The organism is Pseudomonas paracarnis (genome assembly GCF_904063055.1).
Classification (GTDB): Bacteria; Pseudomonadota; Gammaproteobacteria; order Pseudomonadales; family Pseudomonadaceae; genus Aquipseudomonas; species Aquipseudomonas paracarnis.
The window spans coordinates 42,212-60,011 of sequence record NZ_CAJFCN010000013.1 but is presented as its reverse complement, the minus strand read 5'-3'; the positions used below and the strand labels follow the sequence as shown (position 1 = coordinate 60,011).

The 17,800-nt window shown below is 60.7% G+C and carries 19 protein-coding genes; 11 read left to right on the top strand and 8 right to left on the bottom strand.

All coding sequences use genetic code 11. The features are described from left to right. Positions 1-305: 305 nt before the first annotated feature. The 4 genes from coxB (at position 306) to JMV15_RS22910 (ending at position 4,684) form a co-directional block, all read left to right on the top strand. The gene (gene coxB / locus JMV15_RS22925; protein WP_014716323.1) at positions 306-1,433 is read left to right on the top strand and encodes a cytochrome c oxidase subunit II; all 1,128 of its coding nucleotides are present in this window, start codon (positions 306-308) and stop codon (positions 1,431-1,433) included. Positions 1,434-1,491: 58 nt separating this feature from the next. Continuing rightward, positions 1,492-3,075 carry a cytochrome c oxidase subunit I gene (gene ctaD, locus JMV15_RS22920; RefSeq protein ID WP_003187339.1) on the top strand — a complete coding sequence of 528 codons (1,584 nt, stop codon included), beginning with the start codon at positions 1,492-1,494 and terminating at the stop codon, positions 3,073-3,075. Between the two features lie 134 nt (positions 3,076-3,209). Beyond that, positions 3,210-3,761 carry a cytochrome c oxidase assembly protein gene (locus JMV15_RS22915; RefSeq protein WP_003187340.1) on the top strand — a complete coding sequence of 184 codons (552 nt, stop codon included), beginning with the start codon at positions 3,210-3,212 and terminating at the stop codon, positions 3,759-3,761. Between the two features lie 35 nt (positions 3,762-3,796). After that, the gene (locus tag JMV15_RS22910) at positions 3,797-4,684 is read left to right on the top strand and encodes a cytochrome c oxidase subunit 3 (RefSeq protein ID WP_003187344.1); all 888 of its coding nucleotides are present in this window, start codon (positions 3,797-3,799) and stop codon (positions 4,682-4,684) included. Between the two features lie 6 nt (positions 4,685-4,690). On the opposite strand, the gene JMV15_RS22905 is transcribed toward JMV15_RS22910, so the two are convergent. Then, complete coding sequence (locus JMV15_RS22905) at positions 4,691-4,894, bottom strand: twin transmembrane helix small protein (RefSeq protein ID WP_003187345.1); 204 nt, start codon at positions 4,892-4,894, stop codon at positions 4,691-4,693. Between the two features lie 31 nt (positions 4,895-4,925). Between JMV15_RS22905 and JMV15_RS22900 the strand changes: the two genes are divergently transcribed. The 5 genes from JMV15_RS22900 to JMV15_RS22880 are packed head-to-tail and all read left to right on the top strand — an operon-like array spanning position 4,926 to position 8,849. Further along, on the top strand, positions 4,926-5,690 hold the full coding sequence (locus tag JMV15_RS22900) for an SURF1 family protein (protein WP_014716326.1): 765 nt from the start codon (positions 4,926-4,928) through the stop codon (positions 5,688-5,690). Beyond that, the gene (locus tag JMV15_RS22895; protein WP_038448362.1) at positions 5,656-6,240 is read left to right on the top strand and encodes a hypothetical protein; all 585 of its coding nucleotides are present in this window, start codon (positions 5,656-5,658) and stop codon (positions 6,238-6,240) included. The genes JMV15_RS22900 and JMV15_RS22895 overlap by 35 nt, the downstream gene beginning before the upstream one ends. 10 nt (positions 6,241-6,250) lie before the next feature. Continuing rightward, positions 6,251-7,330: a COX15/CtaA family protein gene (locus JMV15_RS22890; protein WP_201491927.1), complete on the top strand. Its 1,080-nt coding sequence runs from the start codon at positions 6,251-6,253 to the stop codon at positions 7,328-7,330. Further along, on the top strand, positions 7,318-8,217 hold the full coding sequence (cyoE, locus tag JMV15_RS22885) for a heme o synthase (RefSeq protein WP_038448365.1): 900 nt from the start codon (positions 7,318-7,320) through the stop codon (positions 8,215-8,217). The genes JMV15_RS22890 and cyoE overlap by 13 nt, the downstream gene beginning before the upstream one ends. Further along, complete coding sequence (locus tag JMV15_RS22880; RefSeq protein ID WP_014716330.1) at positions 8,214-8,849, top strand: SCO family protein; 636 nt, start codon at positions 8,214-8,216, stop codon at positions 8,847-8,849. The genes cyoE and JMV15_RS22880 overlap by 4 nt, the downstream gene beginning before the upstream one ends. 107 nt (positions 8,850-8,956) lie before the next feature. Here JMV15_RS22880 and JMV15_RS22875 read toward each other — a convergent pair whose 3' ends face one another. Genes JMV15_RS22875 through JMV15_RS22865 form a run of 3 tightly spaced genes read right to left on the bottom strand, consistent with a single transcriptional unit; the run spans position 8,957 to position 11,460 of the window. Further along, the gene (locus JMV15_RS22875; RefSeq protein ID WP_014716331.1) at positions 8,957-9,727 is read right to left on the bottom strand and encodes a MetQ/NlpA family ABC transporter substrate-binding protein; all 771 of its coding nucleotides are present in this window, start codon (positions 9,725-9,727) and stop codon (positions 8,957-8,959) included. Positions 9,728-9,778: 51 nt separating this feature from the next. After that, on the bottom strand, positions 9,779-10,453 hold the full coding sequence (locus JMV15_RS22870; protein ID WP_003187354.1) for a methionine ABC transporter permease: 675 nt from the start codon (positions 10,451-10,453) through the stop codon (positions 9,779-9,781). Continuing rightward, the gene (locus JMV15_RS22865; protein ID WP_014716332.1) at positions 10,453-11,460 is read right to left on the bottom strand and encodes a methionine ABC transporter ATP-binding protein; all 1,008 of its coding nucleotides are present in this window, start codon (positions 11,458-11,460) and stop codon (positions 10,453-10,455) included. The genes JMV15_RS22870 and JMV15_RS22865 overlap by 1 nt, the downstream gene beginning before the upstream one ends. A gap of 265 nt (positions 11,461-11,725) precedes the next feature. Between JMV15_RS22865 and katE the strand changes: the two genes are divergently transcribed. Next, entirely contained in the window at positions 11,726-13,867 is a 2,142-nt protein-coding gene (katE, locus tag JMV15_RS22860; protein WP_201491926.1) for a catalase HPII, read from the top strand. 86 nt (positions 13,868-13,953) lie between these two features. Here the strand turns inward: katE and JMV15_RS22855 are convergent, their stop codons facing one another. The 4 genes from JMV15_RS22855 to zur are packed head-to-tail and all read right to left on the bottom strand — an operon-like array spanning position 13,954 to position 16,744. Further along, positions 13,954-14,673 (bottom strand): PA5502 family lipoprotein, encoded by a 720-nt coding sequence (locus JMV15_RS22855; RefSeq protein ID WP_014716334.1) that lies wholly within the window; start codon positions 14,671-14,673, stop codon positions 13,954-13,956. A 37-nt stretch (positions 14,674-14,710) separates the two neighbouring features. Next, complete coding sequence (znuB, locus tag JMV15_RS22850; RefSeq protein WP_014716335.1) at positions 14,711-15,499, bottom strand: zinc ABC transporter permease subunit ZnuB; 789 nt, start codon at positions 15,497-15,499, stop codon at positions 14,711-14,713. Then, entirely contained in the window at positions 15,492-16,262 is a 771-nt protein-coding gene (gene znuC / locus JMV15_RS22845) for a zinc ABC transporter ATP-binding protein ZnuC (protein WP_003187361.1), read from the bottom strand. The genes znuB and znuC overlap by 8 nt, the downstream gene beginning before the upstream one ends. Then, complete coding sequence (gene zur, locus JMV15_RS22840; RefSeq protein ID WP_014716336.1) at positions 16,262-16,744, bottom strand: zinc uptake transcriptional repressor Zur; 483 nt, start codon at positions 16,742-16,744, stop codon at positions 16,262-16,264. Before zur ends, znuC begins: the two co-directional genes overlap by 1 nt. 58 nt (positions 16,745-16,802) lie before the next feature. Here zur and JMV15_RS22835 point away from each other — a divergent pair, with 58 nt between their 5' ends. Continuing rightward, positions 16,803-17,732: a zinc ABC transporter substrate-binding protein gene (locus tag JMV15_RS22835; RefSeq protein ID WP_003187364.1), complete on the top strand. Its 930-nt coding sequence runs from the start codon at positions 16,803-16,805 to the stop codon at positions 17,730-17,732. Positions 17,733-17,800: the final 68 nt, after the last annotated feature.

Here is a 17,800-nt window from a genome sequence, read left to right as displayed (position 1 = left end):
CTAAGACGCATTTGTCATAATTATTTCATGGTTATAGGCAGGGGTTATATCGAAATGCCATCGTTCGTCGGATAAACGATTCCGCTGCCTATTTTACGGGCTCCGTCTGTCTGTTTCTATTCATTTGCCCCCACACATTGCGGGGTTGCTACGGCTGTCTATACTCGATTTTGTACGCAATTAGCTGATGACGCCCAACTGCATGACGCAGGCAAGGCTTGGCGGTTGTAAGCAGTATGGAAGCCGCTCCCTTCGCCGCAGGTGCAAACCGGCGGGATAACAAGAAACATAAAGGGGAACCCGCAATGACGCGACATCCACACGTTTGGATGGGCCTCCTGTTGTGGTCGGTATTCGGCCAGGCGCACGCCGCCTGGACTACGAATATGGCGCCAGGGGCTACTGAAGTCAGCCACGCTGTGTTTGACCTGCACATGACCATTTTCTGGATCTGTGTGGTGATCGGCATCGTCGTGTTTGGCGCGATGTTCTGGTCGATGATCCTGCACCGTCGGTCCACGGGCCAGGTAGCGGCCAAGTTTCACGAAAGCACCACCGTGGAAATCCTCTGGACCGTGGTGCCCTTGCTGATCCTGGTGGCCATGGCTATTCCGGCCACCAAGACCCTGATCAACATCTACGACAGCAGTGAGTCGGATATCGATATCCAGGTCACCGGCTATCAGTGGAAGTGGCACTACAAATACCTGGGTCAGGATGTGGAGTTCTTCAGCAACCTGGCCACCCCCGCCGAGCAGATCCATAACCAGGCCACCAAGGGTGAGCACTACCTGTTGGAAGTCGACCAGCCGCTGGTATTGCCGGTGGGCGCCAAGGTGCGCTTTCTGGTGACCGCTGCCGATGTGATCCACTCCTGGTGGGTGCCGGCCTTTGCGGTCAAGCGCGATGCTATCCCTGGCTTCGTCAACGAGGCCTGGACCCGCGTCGAGAAGCCCGGCATCTACCGTGGCCAGTGCGCCGAACTGTGTGGCAAGGACCATGGCTTCATGCCCATCGTGGTGGAGGTCAAGTCCAAGGCCGACTACGACACCTGGCTGGGGGAGCGCAAGGAGGAGGCCGCCAAGCTCAAGGAGTTGACCTCCAAAGAATGGACACTGGACGAACTGGTGGCACGTGGCGACAAGGTCTATCACACCACTTGCGTGGCCTGTCACCAGGCCGAGGGCCAAGGCTTGCCACCGATGTTCCCAGCGCTCAAGGGCTCGAAAATCGCCACCGGGCCGGCCAAAGACCATCTGAGCATCGTGTATCACGGCAAGCCCGGCACCGCGATGGCAGCCTTCGGCAAGCAGCTCTCTGAAGTGGATATCGCCGCTGTGGTGACCTATGAGCGTAACGCCTGGGGCAATAACAAAGGCGACATGGTCACGCCCAAAGACGTGCTGGCTCTGAAACAGGCCCAAAGCAAATGACGACTTTCATTGCCAATGCCCTGAATCGTCCCGCTCACTCGCTTGCAGGAGAACGGCCATGAGCACTGTGATCGACCACGGTCATGCCGACCACGCCCACGGCCCCGCCAAAGGCTTGATGCGCTGGGTGCTGACCACCAACCACAAAGACATCGGCACCATGTACCTGTGGTTCGCCTTCACCATGTTCCTGCTCGGCGGCTCGTTCGCCATGGTGATCCGCGCCGAGTTGTTCCAGCCGGGCCTTCAGATCGTGCAGCCGGCGTTCTTCAACCAGATGACCACCATGCACGGGTTGATCATGGTGTTCGGCGCGGTGATGCCGGCGTTTGTCGGCCTGGCCAATTGGATGATCCCGTTGATGATCGGCGCGCCGGACATGGCCCTGCCGCGCATGAACAATTTCAGCTTCTGGCTGTTGCCGGCGGCGTTCCTGTTGCTGGTGTCCACCTTGTTCACGCCCGGCGGCGGGCCGAATTTCGGCTGGACCTTCTACGCCCCGCTCTCCACCACCTATGCGCCGGAAAGCGTGACGTTCTTTATCTTTGCCATCCACCTGATGGGCATCAGTTCGATCATGGGCGCGATCAACGTGGTCGCCACCATCCTCAACCTGCGTGCGCCGGGCATGACCCTGATGAAAATGCCGCTGTTCGTGTGGACCTGGCTGATCACCGCATTCCTGCTGATCGCGGTGATGCCAGTACTGGCGGGCTGCGTGACCATGATGCTGATGGACATTCACTTTGGCACCAGCTTCTTCAGTGCGGCCGGTGGTGGTGATCCGGTGCTGTTCCAGCACGTGTTCTGGTTCTTCGGGCATCCCGAGGTGTACATCATGATCCTGCCGGCCTTTGGCGCGGTGAGCTCGATCATCCCGACCTTCTCGCGCAAGCCGCTGTTCGGTTACACCTCGATGGTCTACGCCACCGCGAGCATCGCGTTCCTGTCGTTCATCGTGTGGGCGCACCACATGTTCGTGGTGGGCATTCCGCTGGTGGGTGAGCTGTTCTTCATGTACGCCACCCTGCTGATTGCCGTGCCCACGGGCGTGAAGGTGTTCAACTGGGTCAGCACCATGTGGCAAGGCTCACTGACGTTCGAGACGCCGATGTTGTTTGCGGTGGCCTTTGTGATCCTGTTCACCATCGGCGGCTTCTCCGGGCTGATGCTGGCGATTGCCCCGGCGGACTTCCAGTACCACGACACCTACTTTGTGGTGGCGCATTTCCATTACGTACTGGTGCCCGGCGCGATCTTCGGGATCTTCGCTTCTGCCTACTACTGGCTGCCGAAATGGACCGGCCATATGTACGACGAAACCTTGGGCAAGCTGCACTTCTGGTTGTCTTTCGTGGGCATGAACATGGCGTTCTTCCCCATGCACTTTGTGGGGCTGGCCGGTATGCCGCGCCGAGTGCCGGACTACAACCTGCAGTTCGCTGACTTCAATATGGTCTCGTCCATTGGTGCCTTCATGTTTGGCGCCACGCAGATCTTCTTCCTGTTCATTGTCATCAAGTGCATCCGTGGCGGCCCGCCTGCGCCGGCCAAGCCGTGGGATGGCGCCGAGGGCCTGGAATGGAGCGTGCCCTCACCCGCGCCGTATCACACCTTCACGACGCCGCCGGAGGTCAAATGAAGCCCTCCCTATACTCCCCCTGTGGGAGCGGGCTTGCCCGCGATGGCGGTAGGTCAGGCGCTGAACTACCAGCCCTCAGGCCTTCATCGCAGGCAAGCCAGCTCCCACAGAAAGTCCAAAGCCAGGTGGGCGCCATGGCTGACTCCGTCCCGCTCAAGCGCCTGGTCACCCGGCTGCTGATCCTGGTGCTGGCGATGTTCGCCTTTGGCTTCGCCCTGGTGCCGATCTACGACGTGATGTGCAAGGCGTTCGGCATCAACGGCAAGACCGCCGGGCAGTACGAGGGTGAGCAAATGGTTGACCCCTCGCGCCAGGTGCGGGTGCAGTTTCTGTCCACCAACGCCATCGACATGGTCTGGGAATTCCACTCCAAGGCCGATGAGATTGTGGTCAACCCCGGTGCAGTCAACGAGATGCTGTTCGTGGCCTACAACCCCACCGATAAGCCGATGACAGCCCAGGCGATACCCAGCATTTCCCCGGCCGAAGCGGCGATGTACTTCCACAAGACCGAATGCTTCTGCTTCACCCAGCAAGTGTTGCAGCCCGGTGAGCGCATTGAGATGCCCGTACGTTTCATCGTCGACCGCGCGATGCCCAAGGATGTGAAGCATTTGACCCTGGCGTACACGCTGTTCGATATCACTGCGCGCCAGCCGCCCGTGGCCGTCAGGACCGGGGGCTAGCTACTGTTTGCCCCCTCAATCAGGAGAGCGAATACATGTCGACTCATGATACGTACTACGTACCAGCGCAAAGCAAATGGCCAATAATTGCCACGATTGGCCTGCTGGTCACCGTGTATGGCCTGGCCGTGTGGTTCAACGACTTGAAGGCCGCGCGGCCCGAATCCCACGGGCCGTGGATCTTTTTCGTCGGCGGTTTGTTGCTGGCCTATATGCTGTTTGGCTGGTTTGGCGCGGTGATCAAGGAAAGTCGCGCCGGGCTGTACAGCGCGCAGATGGACCGCTCGTTCCGCTGGGGCATGACCTGGTTCATCTTTTCGGAGGTGATGTTCTTCATTGCCTTTTTTGGTGCGCTGTTCTACGTGCGCGTCTGGGCTGGGCCTTGGTTGGCGGGCGAGGGGCCCAAGGGCATTGCGCACATGCTGTGGCCGAACTTTGAGTTTGCCTGGCCCCTGCTGAACAACCCCGACCCTAAGCTCTACCCTGCGCCCAAAGGCACCATCAGCCCCTGGGGCCTGCCATTGGTGAACACCATCCTGCTGGTGAGTTCCAGCGTGACCATCACCATTGCCCACCATGCCCTGCGCAAAGGCCATCGTGGTGCGCTGAAACTCTGGCTGGCGATCACCGTGCTGCTGGGCTTGGCCTTTCTCGGGTTCCAGGCCGAGGAATACATCCACGCCTACAAAGAGTTGGGCCTTACCTTGGGTTCGGGGGTGTACGGCGCGACGTTCTTCATGCTCACGGGCTTTCACGGCGCCCACGTGACCATCGGCACCATCATTCTGTTTGTGATGCTGATGCGCATCCTGCGCGGGCATTTCAATGCCGAGCACCAGTTCGGTTTCGAGGCGGCCAGTTGGTATTGGCACTTTGTGGACGTGGTGTGGATCGGGCTGTTTTTCTTTGTCTATGTGCTGTGACGCCGCTTACCACGGCGCATGAGAGACCAATTGGCCGCTGAAAAAGCCCCAGGCGATCAAGCCCACGGTGATCACGGCCAGGGTGACACGCACGGTCAAGGCAGTGACGAGGCGGTTGGAGTTGCCCTCGTCCTTGACCAGGAAGAACAAGCCACTGAACAGGCTCACGACGGTCGCGATCAGCATCAGGGCAATGGCGGCTTTGAGCATGGTCTGGCTCCGGGCTAATTGGGGAGGGGCGATGAGATCGAGTATAGCCAGTGCCATGCAACGCTTTCGCCCGGGCATCGCGCCGACGCTGGTGGTACTGGTGTTGCTGCCGTTGATGGTGGGCCTGGGGTTTTGGCAATTGTCCCGCGGGCACGAAAAGCAACTGTTGGTAGACCGTTATGCCGAGCGCCGCGCCGCCGAGCCGGTCAGCAGTGCTCAGCTCAATGACATGGCTGATCCAGCCTTCCGTCGCGTTCACCTTCGCGGGCAACTGGATGGTGCACACAGCGTATTGCTGGATAACCGCATGCGTGACGGCAAGGCCGGTGTCGAGTTGCTGCAACCCTTTCATGACCAGGCCAGCGGCCTGTGGCTGTTGCTCAATCGCGGCTGGCTGCCCTGGCCGGACCGGCGTATCGCGCCCGCCTTTACAACCCCTGAACAGACGCTGAACCTCGACGCCTGGGTGTACGTCGCCCCCGGCGAGACCTTCCAACTGCATGCCGACCCGGCCAGCACGCAATGGCCGCGCCTGTTGACCGCGCTGCACCCTGCCGCCCTGTGGGGCGAACTGGGGCGCAGTGGCTTTGCCTATGAGCTGCGTGCCGAAGCGGGCCCCGGTACCTACGAAACCAGCTGGCCTGTGGTCGCCATGGGCCCGGAAAAACACCTGGCCTACGCTGTGCAATGGTTCGCCATGGCCATGGCGTTGCTGGCGCTTTACCTCTACCTCGGATGGCATAACAAAAAGGAGAAGCCCCATGGGAGCGGTCATGAATCCACCCAGCACGTCTGACACGCCTGATCGGCGCAAGGGGCGCTGGCAGCTGATTTTGATCCTGATGATGGTGATCGGCCCGATGGTGCTGGCCACCTTCATGTACAAATTGCAGTTCTGGGTGCCGGACAGCCGCAGCTATCACGGCGAACTGATTGGCAACGGCCAGACCCGCGCCGACATCGGCGTGCAGGCCGATGAACAGCGCTGGCAACTGCTGGTCACCGCCCCCACCGCCTGTGCTGCCAATTGCCAGCAACTGGTCTACCTGGCGCGCCAGCTGCAGATCAGCCTTGGCCGTGATGCATCCCGTGCCAGCCATGCCCTGGCCGGCGCGCAACCGCTGAGCAGCGAATACGAGGCCAAGCTCAAAGCCGAATATCCACAACTGCAGCGCTACCCGCTGGATGTGTCGACCTTTACCAGGAACGCTGCCGCGCCTGGCGATGCGCAATTGTGGATCGTCGACCCCCACGGCAATCTGGTGCTGCGCTACGACGCCAAGGTCAAGGGCAAGGACTTGCTCAACGATCTGCGCTTGCTGCTGAAACTGTCGAACATCGGATAAGGGCACCCTCATGGCCAAGCCTGGATTTCGCCTCGCGCTGTTTGCCACGCTTCTGGTGTTGTTTGTCGTGCTGCTCGGCGCCTATACCCGCCTGACTCACGCCGGTCTCGGCTGCCCGGACTGGCCCGGCTGCTATGGCTTTATCAGCGTGCCGCAAAGCGAAGCCCAACTGGCCCATGCCGAGTTGCACTTTCCCGGCACGCCAGTGGAGGCCGACAAAGGTTGGGCCGAGATGACCCATCGCTACTTCGCGGGCAGCCTGGGCCTGTTGATCGCGCTGCTGGCGGCGCGTTCGTGGCGTCATCGACGCGATCCGGGCCAGCCGGTGAAGCTGCCGCTGTTCCTGCTGGCGGTGGTGTTCGCCCAAGCGGCGTTTGGCATGTGGACCGTGACCTTGAAGCTCTGGCCGCAAGTGGTCACAGGGCACCTGTTGGGCGGCTTTGCGACCTTGAGCCTGCTGTTTCTGCTGAGCCTGCGGCTGTCCGGCGTACTACCGGCGCTGGTCGTGCCCAAGCGCCTGCAATATTGGGCGACGGCGGGGCTGGTGCTGGTGATCGGGCAGATCGCCCTGGGCGGCTGGGTCAGTTCCAACTACGCGGCGGTGGCCTGTGTCGATTTGCCCACCTGCCATGGCCAATGGTGGCCAGCAGCGGACTTCGCCAATGGTTTTCACCTGACCCAGCACATCGGCCCCAATTACCTGGGGGGCCAGCTCGACAGCGAAGCGCGCACCGCCATCCACCTGACGCATCGCATCGGCGCCGTGCTGGTCACGCTGGTGCTGCTCGGTTTGGCCTGGCAACTGCGGGCAGTGGGGATGACGCGCCTGGCCGGCTTGTTGTTGATCGCCCTGGCCGCGCAGATCTGCCTGGGGGTGAGCAATGTGGCGTTCGGCCTGCCGCTGCCGGTGGCGGTCGCGCACAACGCTGGCGGGGCAACGTTGTTGATGACGCTGGTGCTGGTCAATTATCACGCGCGCACCAGCCTGGTTCGGGTGCGTCACCCGCGCCTGTTCGGCTGGCGTTTTATCCCGCGCAAACAGGTGTCAGGCCTGATCACCCTTAAAGGAGAACTGCCATGGCGGCCGTGATCGGCGCACGTCGCGACCGGGCGATCTGGCGTGACTATTTGGAGCTGACCAAGCCCAAAGTGGTGGTGCTGATGCTGATCACTTCGCTGGTGGGCATGTTCCTTGCCACCCGCGCCGGTGTGCCCTGGACAGTGCTGGTGTTCGGCAACCTCGGCATTGCCCTGTGTGCCGGCGGCGCGGCGGCGGTCAATCATGTAGTGGATCGACGGATTGATGCCGTGATGGCGCGCACTCACAAGCGGCCGATGGCTGAGGGGCGTGTCTCGCCGATGGCTGCGTTAGCGTTTGCGTTGTTCCTGGCTATTGCAGGATTGGCCCTGCTGCTGGTGTTCACCAACCCGCTGGCGGCCTGGCTGACCTTGGCTTCGCTGCTGGGTTATGCGGTGATCTACACCGGCTTTCTCAAGCGAGCGACGCCGCAGAATATTGTCATCGGCGGTCTGGCCGGTGCGGCGCCGCCGCTGCTGGGTTGGGTGGCTGTCACTGGGCATGTGAGTGCCGAACCCTTGCTGCTGGTGCTGATCATCTTCGCCTGGACTCCGCCACACTTCTGGGCCCTGGCTATTCACCGCAAAGAGGAATACGCCAAGGCCGACATCCCGATGCTGCCGGTCACCCATGGCGAGCACTACACCAAGGTGCATATCCTGCTGTACACCTTCGCCCTGCTGGCGGTGAGCCTGATGCCCTACGTTATCCACATGAGCGGGCTGCTCTACTTGGGCTTTGCGCTGGTATTGGGGGCGCGCTTTCTGCAATGGGCCTGGGTGTTGTACCGTGGCAGCCAGCCGCACGCGGCGATCAACACGTTCAAGTACTCTATCTGGTACTTGCTGCTGCTGTTTATCGCCCTGCTCGTAGACCACTACTTATTGTTGAACCTATGACTCGAACTCAAAAAACCGTCTTCATCCTCGTGGCCCTGGTGGCGTTGATCATGGGCCTGACCGTCAACAAAGTGCTCTCGGGCAAAGGCCAGGGCGACCCCACTGCGCTGATCGACGCCGGCATCATTCTGCTGCCGCAAAGCCGCCAGTTGCCAGCGGTGACCATGACTGACCAGGAAGGTCAGCCGGTGGTGGTCAATGAGTTGAAGGGCAAGTGGAGCCTGCTGTTTTTCGGTTACACCTTCTGCCCGGATATCTGCCCGACCACCCTCGCCCAGCTTCGCCAGATCAAGAGCGAACTGCCCAAAGAGGCTGTGGATAAGTTGCAGGTGATCCTGGTGAGCGTCGATCCGAACCGCGATACCCCGGCGCAGCTCAAGCAGTACCTGGGTTACTTCGACCCACAGTTCCAAGGCCTGACTGGCGCGAATGTGGAGGATGTACAGAAGGTTTCGAATGCGGTGAGCATTCCCTTCATTCCGGCGGATACCAGCAAGCCGAACTACACCGTCGACCACAGCGGTAACCTGGCACTGATCGGCCCGGATGGTACTCAGCGTGGGTTTATTCGTGCGCCATTGAACAACCAGAAGCTGGTGGCGCAGTTGCCGGGGTTGCTACAGCGCAAGTGAGCACCTGATGATCGTTCCAACGCTCTGCGTGGGAATGCAGTTAGGGACGCAGAGCGTCACAAGAGGCGTTCCCACGCGGAGCGTGGGAACGATCAGATCAGGAGAGATCAGAACGCTGGCTTGATCGCGCCTTTGTACTTCTCTTCGATGAATTTCTTCACTTCAGGCGTGTGCAAGGCTGCAACCAGCTTCTTCACCGCGTCTGCATCCTTGTTGTCTTCGCGGGTTACCAGGATGTTCACGTAAGGCGAGTCGTTGCCTTCGATCACCAGGGCATCCTTGGATGGGTCCAGCTTGGCTTCCAGGGCGTAGTTGGTGTTGATCAGCGCCAGATCGACCTGGGTCAGCACGCGCGGCAAGGTAGCGGCTTCCAGTTCACGGAATTTCAGGTTTTTATCGTTGCCGGTGATGTCCTTGATGGTCGACAGGATGTTGGTCGGGTCCTTCAGGGTGATCAGGCCGTTCTTGGCCAGCAGCAACAGCGCACGGCCGCCGTTGGTGGCGTCGTTCGGGATCACCACGTTGGCGCCGTCAGGCAGGTCGGCCAGTTTTTTGTACTTGCTGGAGTAAGCGCCCAGAGGTTCCAGGTGCACAGCGCCGACGCTCACCAGGTGAGTGCCTTTGGCTTTGTTGAATTCATCCAGGTACGGCTGGTGCTGGAAGAAGTTGGCATCCAGGCGCTTTTCAGCCACCTGTACGTTCGGCTGCACGTAGTCGGTGAAGACTTTGACCTTCAGGTCCACGCCTTCTTTGGCCAGGGCAGGCTTCACGAATTCGAGGATTTCGGCGTGAGGCACCGGCGAAGCAGCGACCGTAATGGTCTCGGCGTGGGCGGAAAACGCAGCCACGGCGGCGAAGGCAACCAGTAGTTTTTTCATCCAGCAAGCTCCTTGTTCGGGCATCTGCCGGCTGCGCGCCGGCAATGGCCGTTATTTACGAGAAAAGTGCACCACCAGCCGGTCGCCGACGGTTTGCAGAATTTGCACCAGAATCAACAGCATCACCACAGTGACCACCATCACATCGGTCTGGAAGCGCTGGTAGCCAAAACGGATTGCCAGGTCGCCCAGGCCGCCAGCACCGACCACACCAGCCATCGCGGTGTAGGAAACCAGTGTAATAGCCGTCACCGTAATCGCCGCGAAGATGCCAGGGCGGGCCTCGGGCAATAGGGCATTGGTGATGATCTGGCGGGTGGTGGCGCCCATGGCCTGGGTGGCTTCGATGATGCCACGGTCCACTTCGCGCAGTGCGGTTTCCACCAGGCGCGCAAAGAATGGCGTAGCGCCGACGACCAACGGTGGGATCGCACCGGCAACACCCAGCGACGTGCCGGTGATCAGTACCGTGAACGGAATCATCACGATCAACAGAATGATGAACGGCAGCGAGCGCAAGATATTCACGATCAGCGACAACAGCGCGTACAGGCCTTTTTGTTCGAACAGCTGGCGCGGGCTGGTCAGGAACAACAGCACGCCCAGAGGCAGGCCCAGCAGCACGGTGAAGAACAGCGAGCCGAACAGCATGGTCATAGTGTCGCCGGTGGCGAGCCAGATTTCAGACCAGTCGATATTGGCGAAGAAACTCAGGAACACGTCCATCAGCGCAGCACCTCCATGTGAACGTCTGCGGCGGTGAAGCGTGCAAACGCAGCTTCCATGTCACCGCCGGTGACGGCGAGGGTCAGTTGCCCGTAAGGGATGTCTTTGATGCGGTCGATACGACCGGCAAGAATGCTGTAGTCCACACCGGTTTCCCGTGCGACGGTACCCAGCAGTGGCGCGTAGGTCGCGTCCCCTTGGAACGTCAGGCGCACGATACGGCCTGGCACATGGGCAAAGTCGTCGCGCTGCTCGCCTTCGTCCACCTGTTCGGCTTCTTGTACGAAGCGTTTGGTGGTCGGATGCTTGGGGTGCAGGAACACGTCGGCCACCGAGCCTTGCTCGACGATCACCCCGGCGTCCATCACGGCGACCTGGTCGCATACGCGGCGGATCACGTCCATTTCATGGGTGATCAACACGATGGTCAGGTTCAGCTCGCGGTTGATCTCGGCCAGCAGTTGCAGGACCGATGCCGTGGTTTGCGGGTCGAGGGCGCTGGTGGCTTCGTCGCACAGCAGGATTTTTGGCTTGGTCGCCAGGGCCCGGGCGATGCCGACGCGCTGTTTCTGGCCGCCGGACAACTGCGCCGGGTACTTCTTGGCGTGGTCCGACAAGCCGACGCGGGCGAGCAGCTCAGCCACACGTTGGTCGATTTCCTTGCGCGACAGTTCACCGGCGAGCGTCAGCGGCAGCGCGACGTTGTCGGCCACGGTCTTGGACGCCAGCAAGTTGAAGTGCTGGAAGATCATCCCGACCTGCTGACGGAAGCGGCGCAGGCCGTTGGCATCCAGGGCGGTGACTTCTTCACCGTCGACCGTGATCTGCCCGCCGCTGGGTTCTTCCAGGCGGTTGATCAGGCGCAGCAGTGTGCTTTTACCCGCACCCGAGTGGCCAATCAGGCCGAACACCTGGCCGTTGGCGACGCGCAGGCTGGTGGGGTGCAGGGCGGGGATATCCTTACCGGCGACGCGGTAGGTTTTATGGACGTTTTGAAACTCGATCACGTAGCGAACCTTGTGGGGCGCATTGAAAAGGGATCAGCGGTTAGCCGGGCGCGCATTTTAGCCTGTCCGTATAGCGTTTCTTAGCATTTATTTCGTATTCATCCAGTCATTTGGCAATAACGCGATCAAAGGTCATAAAAAAGGAACGGTGCAAAACCCCGTCAGTCACTACTTAAGCAACTCGATTTCCCAGGTGCCGTGCCTGGGGTTTTGCTCAAACGAGCCGGGGACCGCTCTGGCCACTTTGAATAAGGAGTTTTGACTGATGAGTACCAAGAAGCCAGCCACCCCGCCGAAGAGTGAACTCGCGGGCACTGATACCCTGGACCGTGGCAACACCAACGCCAAGCTGCAGGCGTTGGAAGAATTCCGTTCCGATGCAACCGGCCAGGCCCTGCGCACCAACCAGGGCGTGAAGATTTCCGACAACCAGAACAGCCTGAAAGTCGGCGCCCGCGGCCCTTCGCTGCTGGAAGACTTCATCATGCGTGAAAAGATCACGCACTTTGACCATGAGCGCATCCCGGAGCGCATCGTGCATGCCCGTGGTACGGGGGCCCATGGCTATTTCCAGAGTTACGGCGACCATTCGGCGCTGACCAAGGCAGGTTTCCTGCGCACGCCTGAGCATAAAACCCCGGTGTTCGCGCGTTTTTCCACGGTGCAGGGCCCGCGTGGCTCCGGCGACACCGTGCGTGACGTTCGCGGTTTTGCCGTGAAGTTCTTCACCGACGAAGGCAACTTCGACCTGGTGGGCAACAACATGCCGGTGTTCTTCATCCAGGATGCGATCAAATTTCCTGACTTCGTCCACGCGGTGAAACCCGAGCCTCATAACGAGATTCCTACCGGCGGTTCGGCCCACGATACGTTCTGGGACTTTGTTTCGCTGCAACCGGAATCCGCGCACATGGTGATCTGGGCCATGTCCGACCGCGCCATTCCAAAAAGCCTGCGCGCCATGCAGGGCTTTGGGGTACACACCTTCCGTTTGATCAATACCGAAGGTAAGTCCAGCTTCGTGAAGTTCCACTGGCGTCCAAAAGTCGGCACCTGCTCGCTGGTATGGGATGAGGCGCAAAAGCTGGCCGGTAAAGATACGGACTACCACCGTCGTGACCTGTGGGAAGCGATTGAAAGCGGCGATTACCCCGAGTGGGAGCTGGGCGTACAGATCGTGGCCGAAGAAGACGAGCACAAGTTTGATTTCGACTTGCTCGACCCGACCAAGATCATTCCAGAAGAACTGGTACCGATCACGCCGCTGGGCAAAATGGTGCTCAACCGTAACCCGGACAACTTCTTCGCTGAAGTCGAGCAGGTTGCGTTCTGCCCGGGCCACATCGTGCCGGGCATCGACTTCACCAACGACCCATTGCTGCAGGGCCGTCTGTTTTCCTACACCGATACCCAGATCAGCCGACTGGGCGGGCCGAACTTTCATGAGATTCCAATCAACCGGCCTGTCGTGCCTTTCCATAACGGCCAGCGCGACGCTCAGCATCGCACCGTGATTGATAAGGGTCGTGCGTCCTACGAGCCAAACTCTATTGATGGTGGTTGGCCGAAAGAAACCCCTGCTGGTCCTACCGATGGTGGCTTTGAGTCCTACTACGAGCGCGTCGATGCCAACAAAGTACGTGAGCGCAGCGAATCCTTCGGTGACCATTTCTCCCAGGCGACGCTGTTCTACAACAGCATGAGCCACCACGAGAAAGAGCACATTATCGCGGCCTACAGTTTTGAGCTGGGCAAGGTGGAGCGCGAGTTCATCCGTGCGCGCCAGGTCAACGAGATCCTGGCCAATATCGACCTGGAGCTGGCCAAGCGCGTTGCGCAGAACCTCGGCTTGCCGGCGCCGACCAAGGGCACCGTGCCTGCACGTGAAACGTCGTTGAAAGAATCGCCAGCCTTGAGCCAGGTGAATTTGCTATCGGGTGATATCAAAACGCGCAAAGTGGCGATTCTGGCAGCCAACGGCGTTGATGGTGCGGCCATTGACGCGTTAAAAGCCGCGCTTGAAGCTGAAGGCGCCCATGCCAAGTTGCTGGGGCCTACTTCGGCGCCGGTAACCACCGCGCAGGGCAAGACGCTGCCGGTCGACGCCTCCATGGAAGGCATGCCGTCCATTGCCTTCGACGCAGTGTTTATCCCGGGTGGCAAAGAGTCCGTGAAGGCGCTGAGCGGTGATGGCGTGGCGTTGCATTACGTACTGGAAGCCTACAAACACCTGAAGGCGATTGCGGTAGCCAGCGATGTGAAGCCATTGCTGGACCTGCTGAAACTGGAGGAGGATGCGGGGTTGATCGTGGGCGCGGATGCCAAGGCGTTCAAGGCCTTCTTTGCGGCGATTGCCCACCATCGAGTGTGGGAGCGTGAGCCGAAATCCAAGGCGATTCCGGCTTAACTTATCGGTTGTTTGTTAGGTCGTCATCGCAGGCAAGCCAGCTCCCACACTGTTCAAACGTGGGAGCTGGCTTGCCTGCGATGCTTTTAGTCCGCCTTGCGCGGAATCAGCACAACCTGTGCCGGAATGTGTTTCAGAATCTGCCGGTGAATTTTCAGGTCATACCCCGAATCAATCCGCTTTACCCGTTTGGTCAGCAACGTGGCCAGCCACGGGTAATCCTGGGTGCGTGGCACCTGAATGCTGACGTCGCACTGGTAATTCACCACATCGGTGGCGATGGCGTCCAACTGATGGCGCATGTCTTCAACATCCGCAAGGTTCAGCGCCACGGTGGTGCTCGGCGCTGCCGGGTCGATGACCTTGGCGGCAGGCTTGGCCTCAGCGGCTTTCAACGCAGCTTCTGCCTGGTCCAATTCGGCTTTGCGCGCATGGCTGATGGCGCTGTTGACGCCACCGGTCAGCGCAGGGGCCTTGGGCATCAAGGCGCGGGCGCGGCTCAGGGCCGTGGCGGCAGCGTTGACGTCGCCTTTTTGCAACACGATCTGGCTGCGTTGCAGGTAGGCTTCGGCCAATTGACGCTGGTAGGCCTCAAGTGCCGGGTCATTGGGCGATTGGGCCTGCAATGCAGCCAGCTGGTCTTCGGCGGTGGCCAATTCGCTGCTGGCCAGGTTTTGTTCCAGCTGCGCGATGGCCGCAGCCCGCGGATCCGGAGCCTGGGGGGCAGCGGGCGGCGTACTTTGGCAGGCGCCCAGCAGCAGTGAAAATGCGGCAAGGAGCAGATAACGGGAGGTGAACGGCTTCATTCCTGCGACTCTCTATTTGCGCAAAAAGCGAGCAAGTCTACACCCCTCGACGGGGCAGGACAAAACTCAGCAGAAACAGGGCGGCCGCCGTAACCACAATCGACGGCCCGGCCGGTGTGTCCTTGAACCAGGACAGCGCCAGGCCACCACACACTGCAAGCATCCCCAGGAGGCTGGCGCCAATCGCCATCTGCTCCGGAGAGCGAGCGTGGCGCTGGGCGGCGGCGGCTGGAATGATCAGCAGCGACGTGATCAACAATACGCCGACAATCTTCATCGCGACAGCAATCACCACGGCGATGAGCAACATCAAGGCCATACGCAGGCCTGCGACGGGCAAGCCTTCTACCTTGGCCAGTTCCTCATGCACGGTGATCGCCAGCAACGGGCGCCACAGGGCCACCAGCAACGCCAGCACCGCAGCGCTGCCGCCGAGGATCCAGGCCAGGTCGGTCGGGCTGATCGCCAGCAGGTCGCCGAACAGGTAGGCCATCAGGTCGATGCGCACTTCATGCATGAAGCTCAGCACCACCAGGCCCAGAGACAAGGTACTGGGCGCAAGGATGCCCAGCAGTGTGTCGGAAGCCAGTGGCTGGCGTTGCTGCAGGGTCACCAGCAGCACGGCTAGCAGCAGGCAGCCGACGGTCACGGCGATGGCCGGGCTTACATCCAGCAGAAAGCCCATGGCCACGCCCAGCAAGGCAGCATGGGACAAGGTGTCGCCGAAATAGGCCATGCGTCGCCACACCACGAACGAGCCCAATGGGCCCGCCACCAGTGCCAAAGCCAAGCCTGCCAGCAGGGCGTAGAGCAGAAAATCAGCCATGCTTGCAGCTATCTCCATGAACGTGGGGGGTATCGACGACGGCGCCATGCAGGTCATGGGCGTGGTCATGGTGGTGATGGTAGATCGCCAGGCTCTGGGCGTTCTTGCCGAACAGCTCCACGAACGCCGGGTCGCCACTGACCTGTTCCGGGTGGCCGGAGCAGCACACGTGGCGGTTGAGGCAGACCACTTGGTCGGTGGTGCTCATGACCAGGTGCAAGTCGTGGGAGACCATCAGTACGCCGCAACCATGGCGGTCGCGCAGGCGGGTGATCAGGCTGTACAGCTCGGCCTGGCCGGCGACATCGACACCTTGCACGGGTTCATCGAGTACCAGCAGCTCGGGCTCGCGCAGCAGGGCGCGGGCCAGCAGCACGCGCTGCATTTCGCCACCGGAGATGCTTTGCACCGGGTTGTCGATGACGTGTTCGGCGCCGACTTCCTTAAGCGCAGCCTGGGCGCGGGCGCGGTCTACGCCAGGCACCAGGCGCAGGAAGCGCAATACGGAGAGCGGCAATGTCGGGTCCACGTGCAGCTTTTGCGGCATATAGCCCACGCGCAGCTTGGGCTTGCGCCAAACCGTGCCGCTGTGGGGCTTGAGCAGCCCGAGCACGGCGCGCACCAAGGTGGTTTTGCCGGCGCCGTTGGGGCCGATCAGGGTGACGATTTGCCCCGGTTCCACGCTCAGTGCGATGTTCTCCAGCACGTTTTGCCCGGCGAACGTGACCCCGACCTGCTCCAGGCGGATTAACGCATTGCTCATCAAACCCCCTGGCAGCCTGCGCACAGGCCGACCACTTCGACCGTTTGCCCTTCGACCTTGAAGCCGACGTCGGCAGAGCTTTTGATAATGGCGTCGCTGATGCTTTTTTGTTCAAGCTCAATGGCGGCGTGGCACTCGCGGCAGATCAAGAACTGGCCCTGATGCGCGTGCTCCGGGTGGTTGCAACCGACAAAGGCGTTAAGCGAGGCGATACGGTGCACCAGGCCGTTTTCCAGCAGGAAATCCAACGCACGGTAAACGGTGGGCGGCGCGGCGCGGCGGCCGTCCTGCTCGCTGAGGACGCCCAGAATGTCGTACGCGCCCAAAGGCTTGTGGCTCTGCCACACCAGCTCCAGCACCCGGCGACGCAAGGCAGTCAGGCGCAAGCCTTTCTTTGCGCACAGGGTGTCGGCCTCTGACAATGCGGTGTGCACGCAGTGAGAGTGGTCGTGGGGACGGCTGGCAAGCGGTGTTTTAGGCATGAGCGGCGACAGATATTTGATAGAGACGTTATTATGTTACCCGTTCCTACGCCATCGAGTGGTCATCGTGTCCCGACTTTTTCCCGTTTTTGTCGTATTTGTCACCAGTTTGTTCGTTGCGGGTGCCGCTCAGGCCGAGGTCAAGGTACTGACGAGCATCAAGCCGTTGCAACTGATTGCCGCTGCCGTGCAGGACGGCGTGGCTGTTCCAGAGGTATTGCTGCCGCCGGGGGCGTCGCCGCACAACTTCGCTTTACGCCCATCCGACGTACGGCGTGTGCAGTCGGTGGACCTGCTGTACTGGATCGGGCCGGACATGGAAACGTTTTTGCCGCGTGTGCTCAAAGGCCGTACGGCGCCAACGGTGGCCGTGCAGGACCTGCCAGGCATGAAACTGCGCATCTTCGGCGAAGATAGCCATTCACATGCCGATGAAGCCGACGAACATGACCATGATCACCGCCCAGGCAGTGTGGATGCGCACCTGTGGCTGTCCACGGTCAATGCACGTGTGATCGCCGCTCGGATGGCGGCCGATCTGAGCGCTGCCGACCCAGCCAATGCCGAGCGTTATCAGAGCAATGCGAAGGCCTTCGAAGAACGCCTGAACGCGCTGGATGCGCGCCTGAAGCAGCGTTTGGCGGGCGTTGATGGCAAACCATACTTCGTGTTCCACGAAGCCTTTGATTACTTCGAAGAGGCGTACGGTTTGAAGCATGCTGGCGTGTTCAGCGTGGCCGCCGAAGTGCAGCCGGGCGCGCAGCACGTAGCGGCGATGCGCGCGCGTTTGCAGGAAGTGGGCAAGACTTGCGTGTTTAGCGAGCCGCCGTTGCGACCTCGCTTGGCCGAAACCCTGGTGGCCGGGTTGCCGGTGAAGTTGGCGGAATTGGATGCGTTGGGTGGCTATACGCCGGCTACCGCGCAGGGTTATGAGCAGGTGCTGGAAAAACTCGGCAATGATCTGGCCGGTTGCCTGGAGTCGCTCTAACAGGTAACACAAAACTCCTGTGGGAGCGGGCTTGCCCGCGATAGCGGTGTGTCAGTCGATACCGCTAT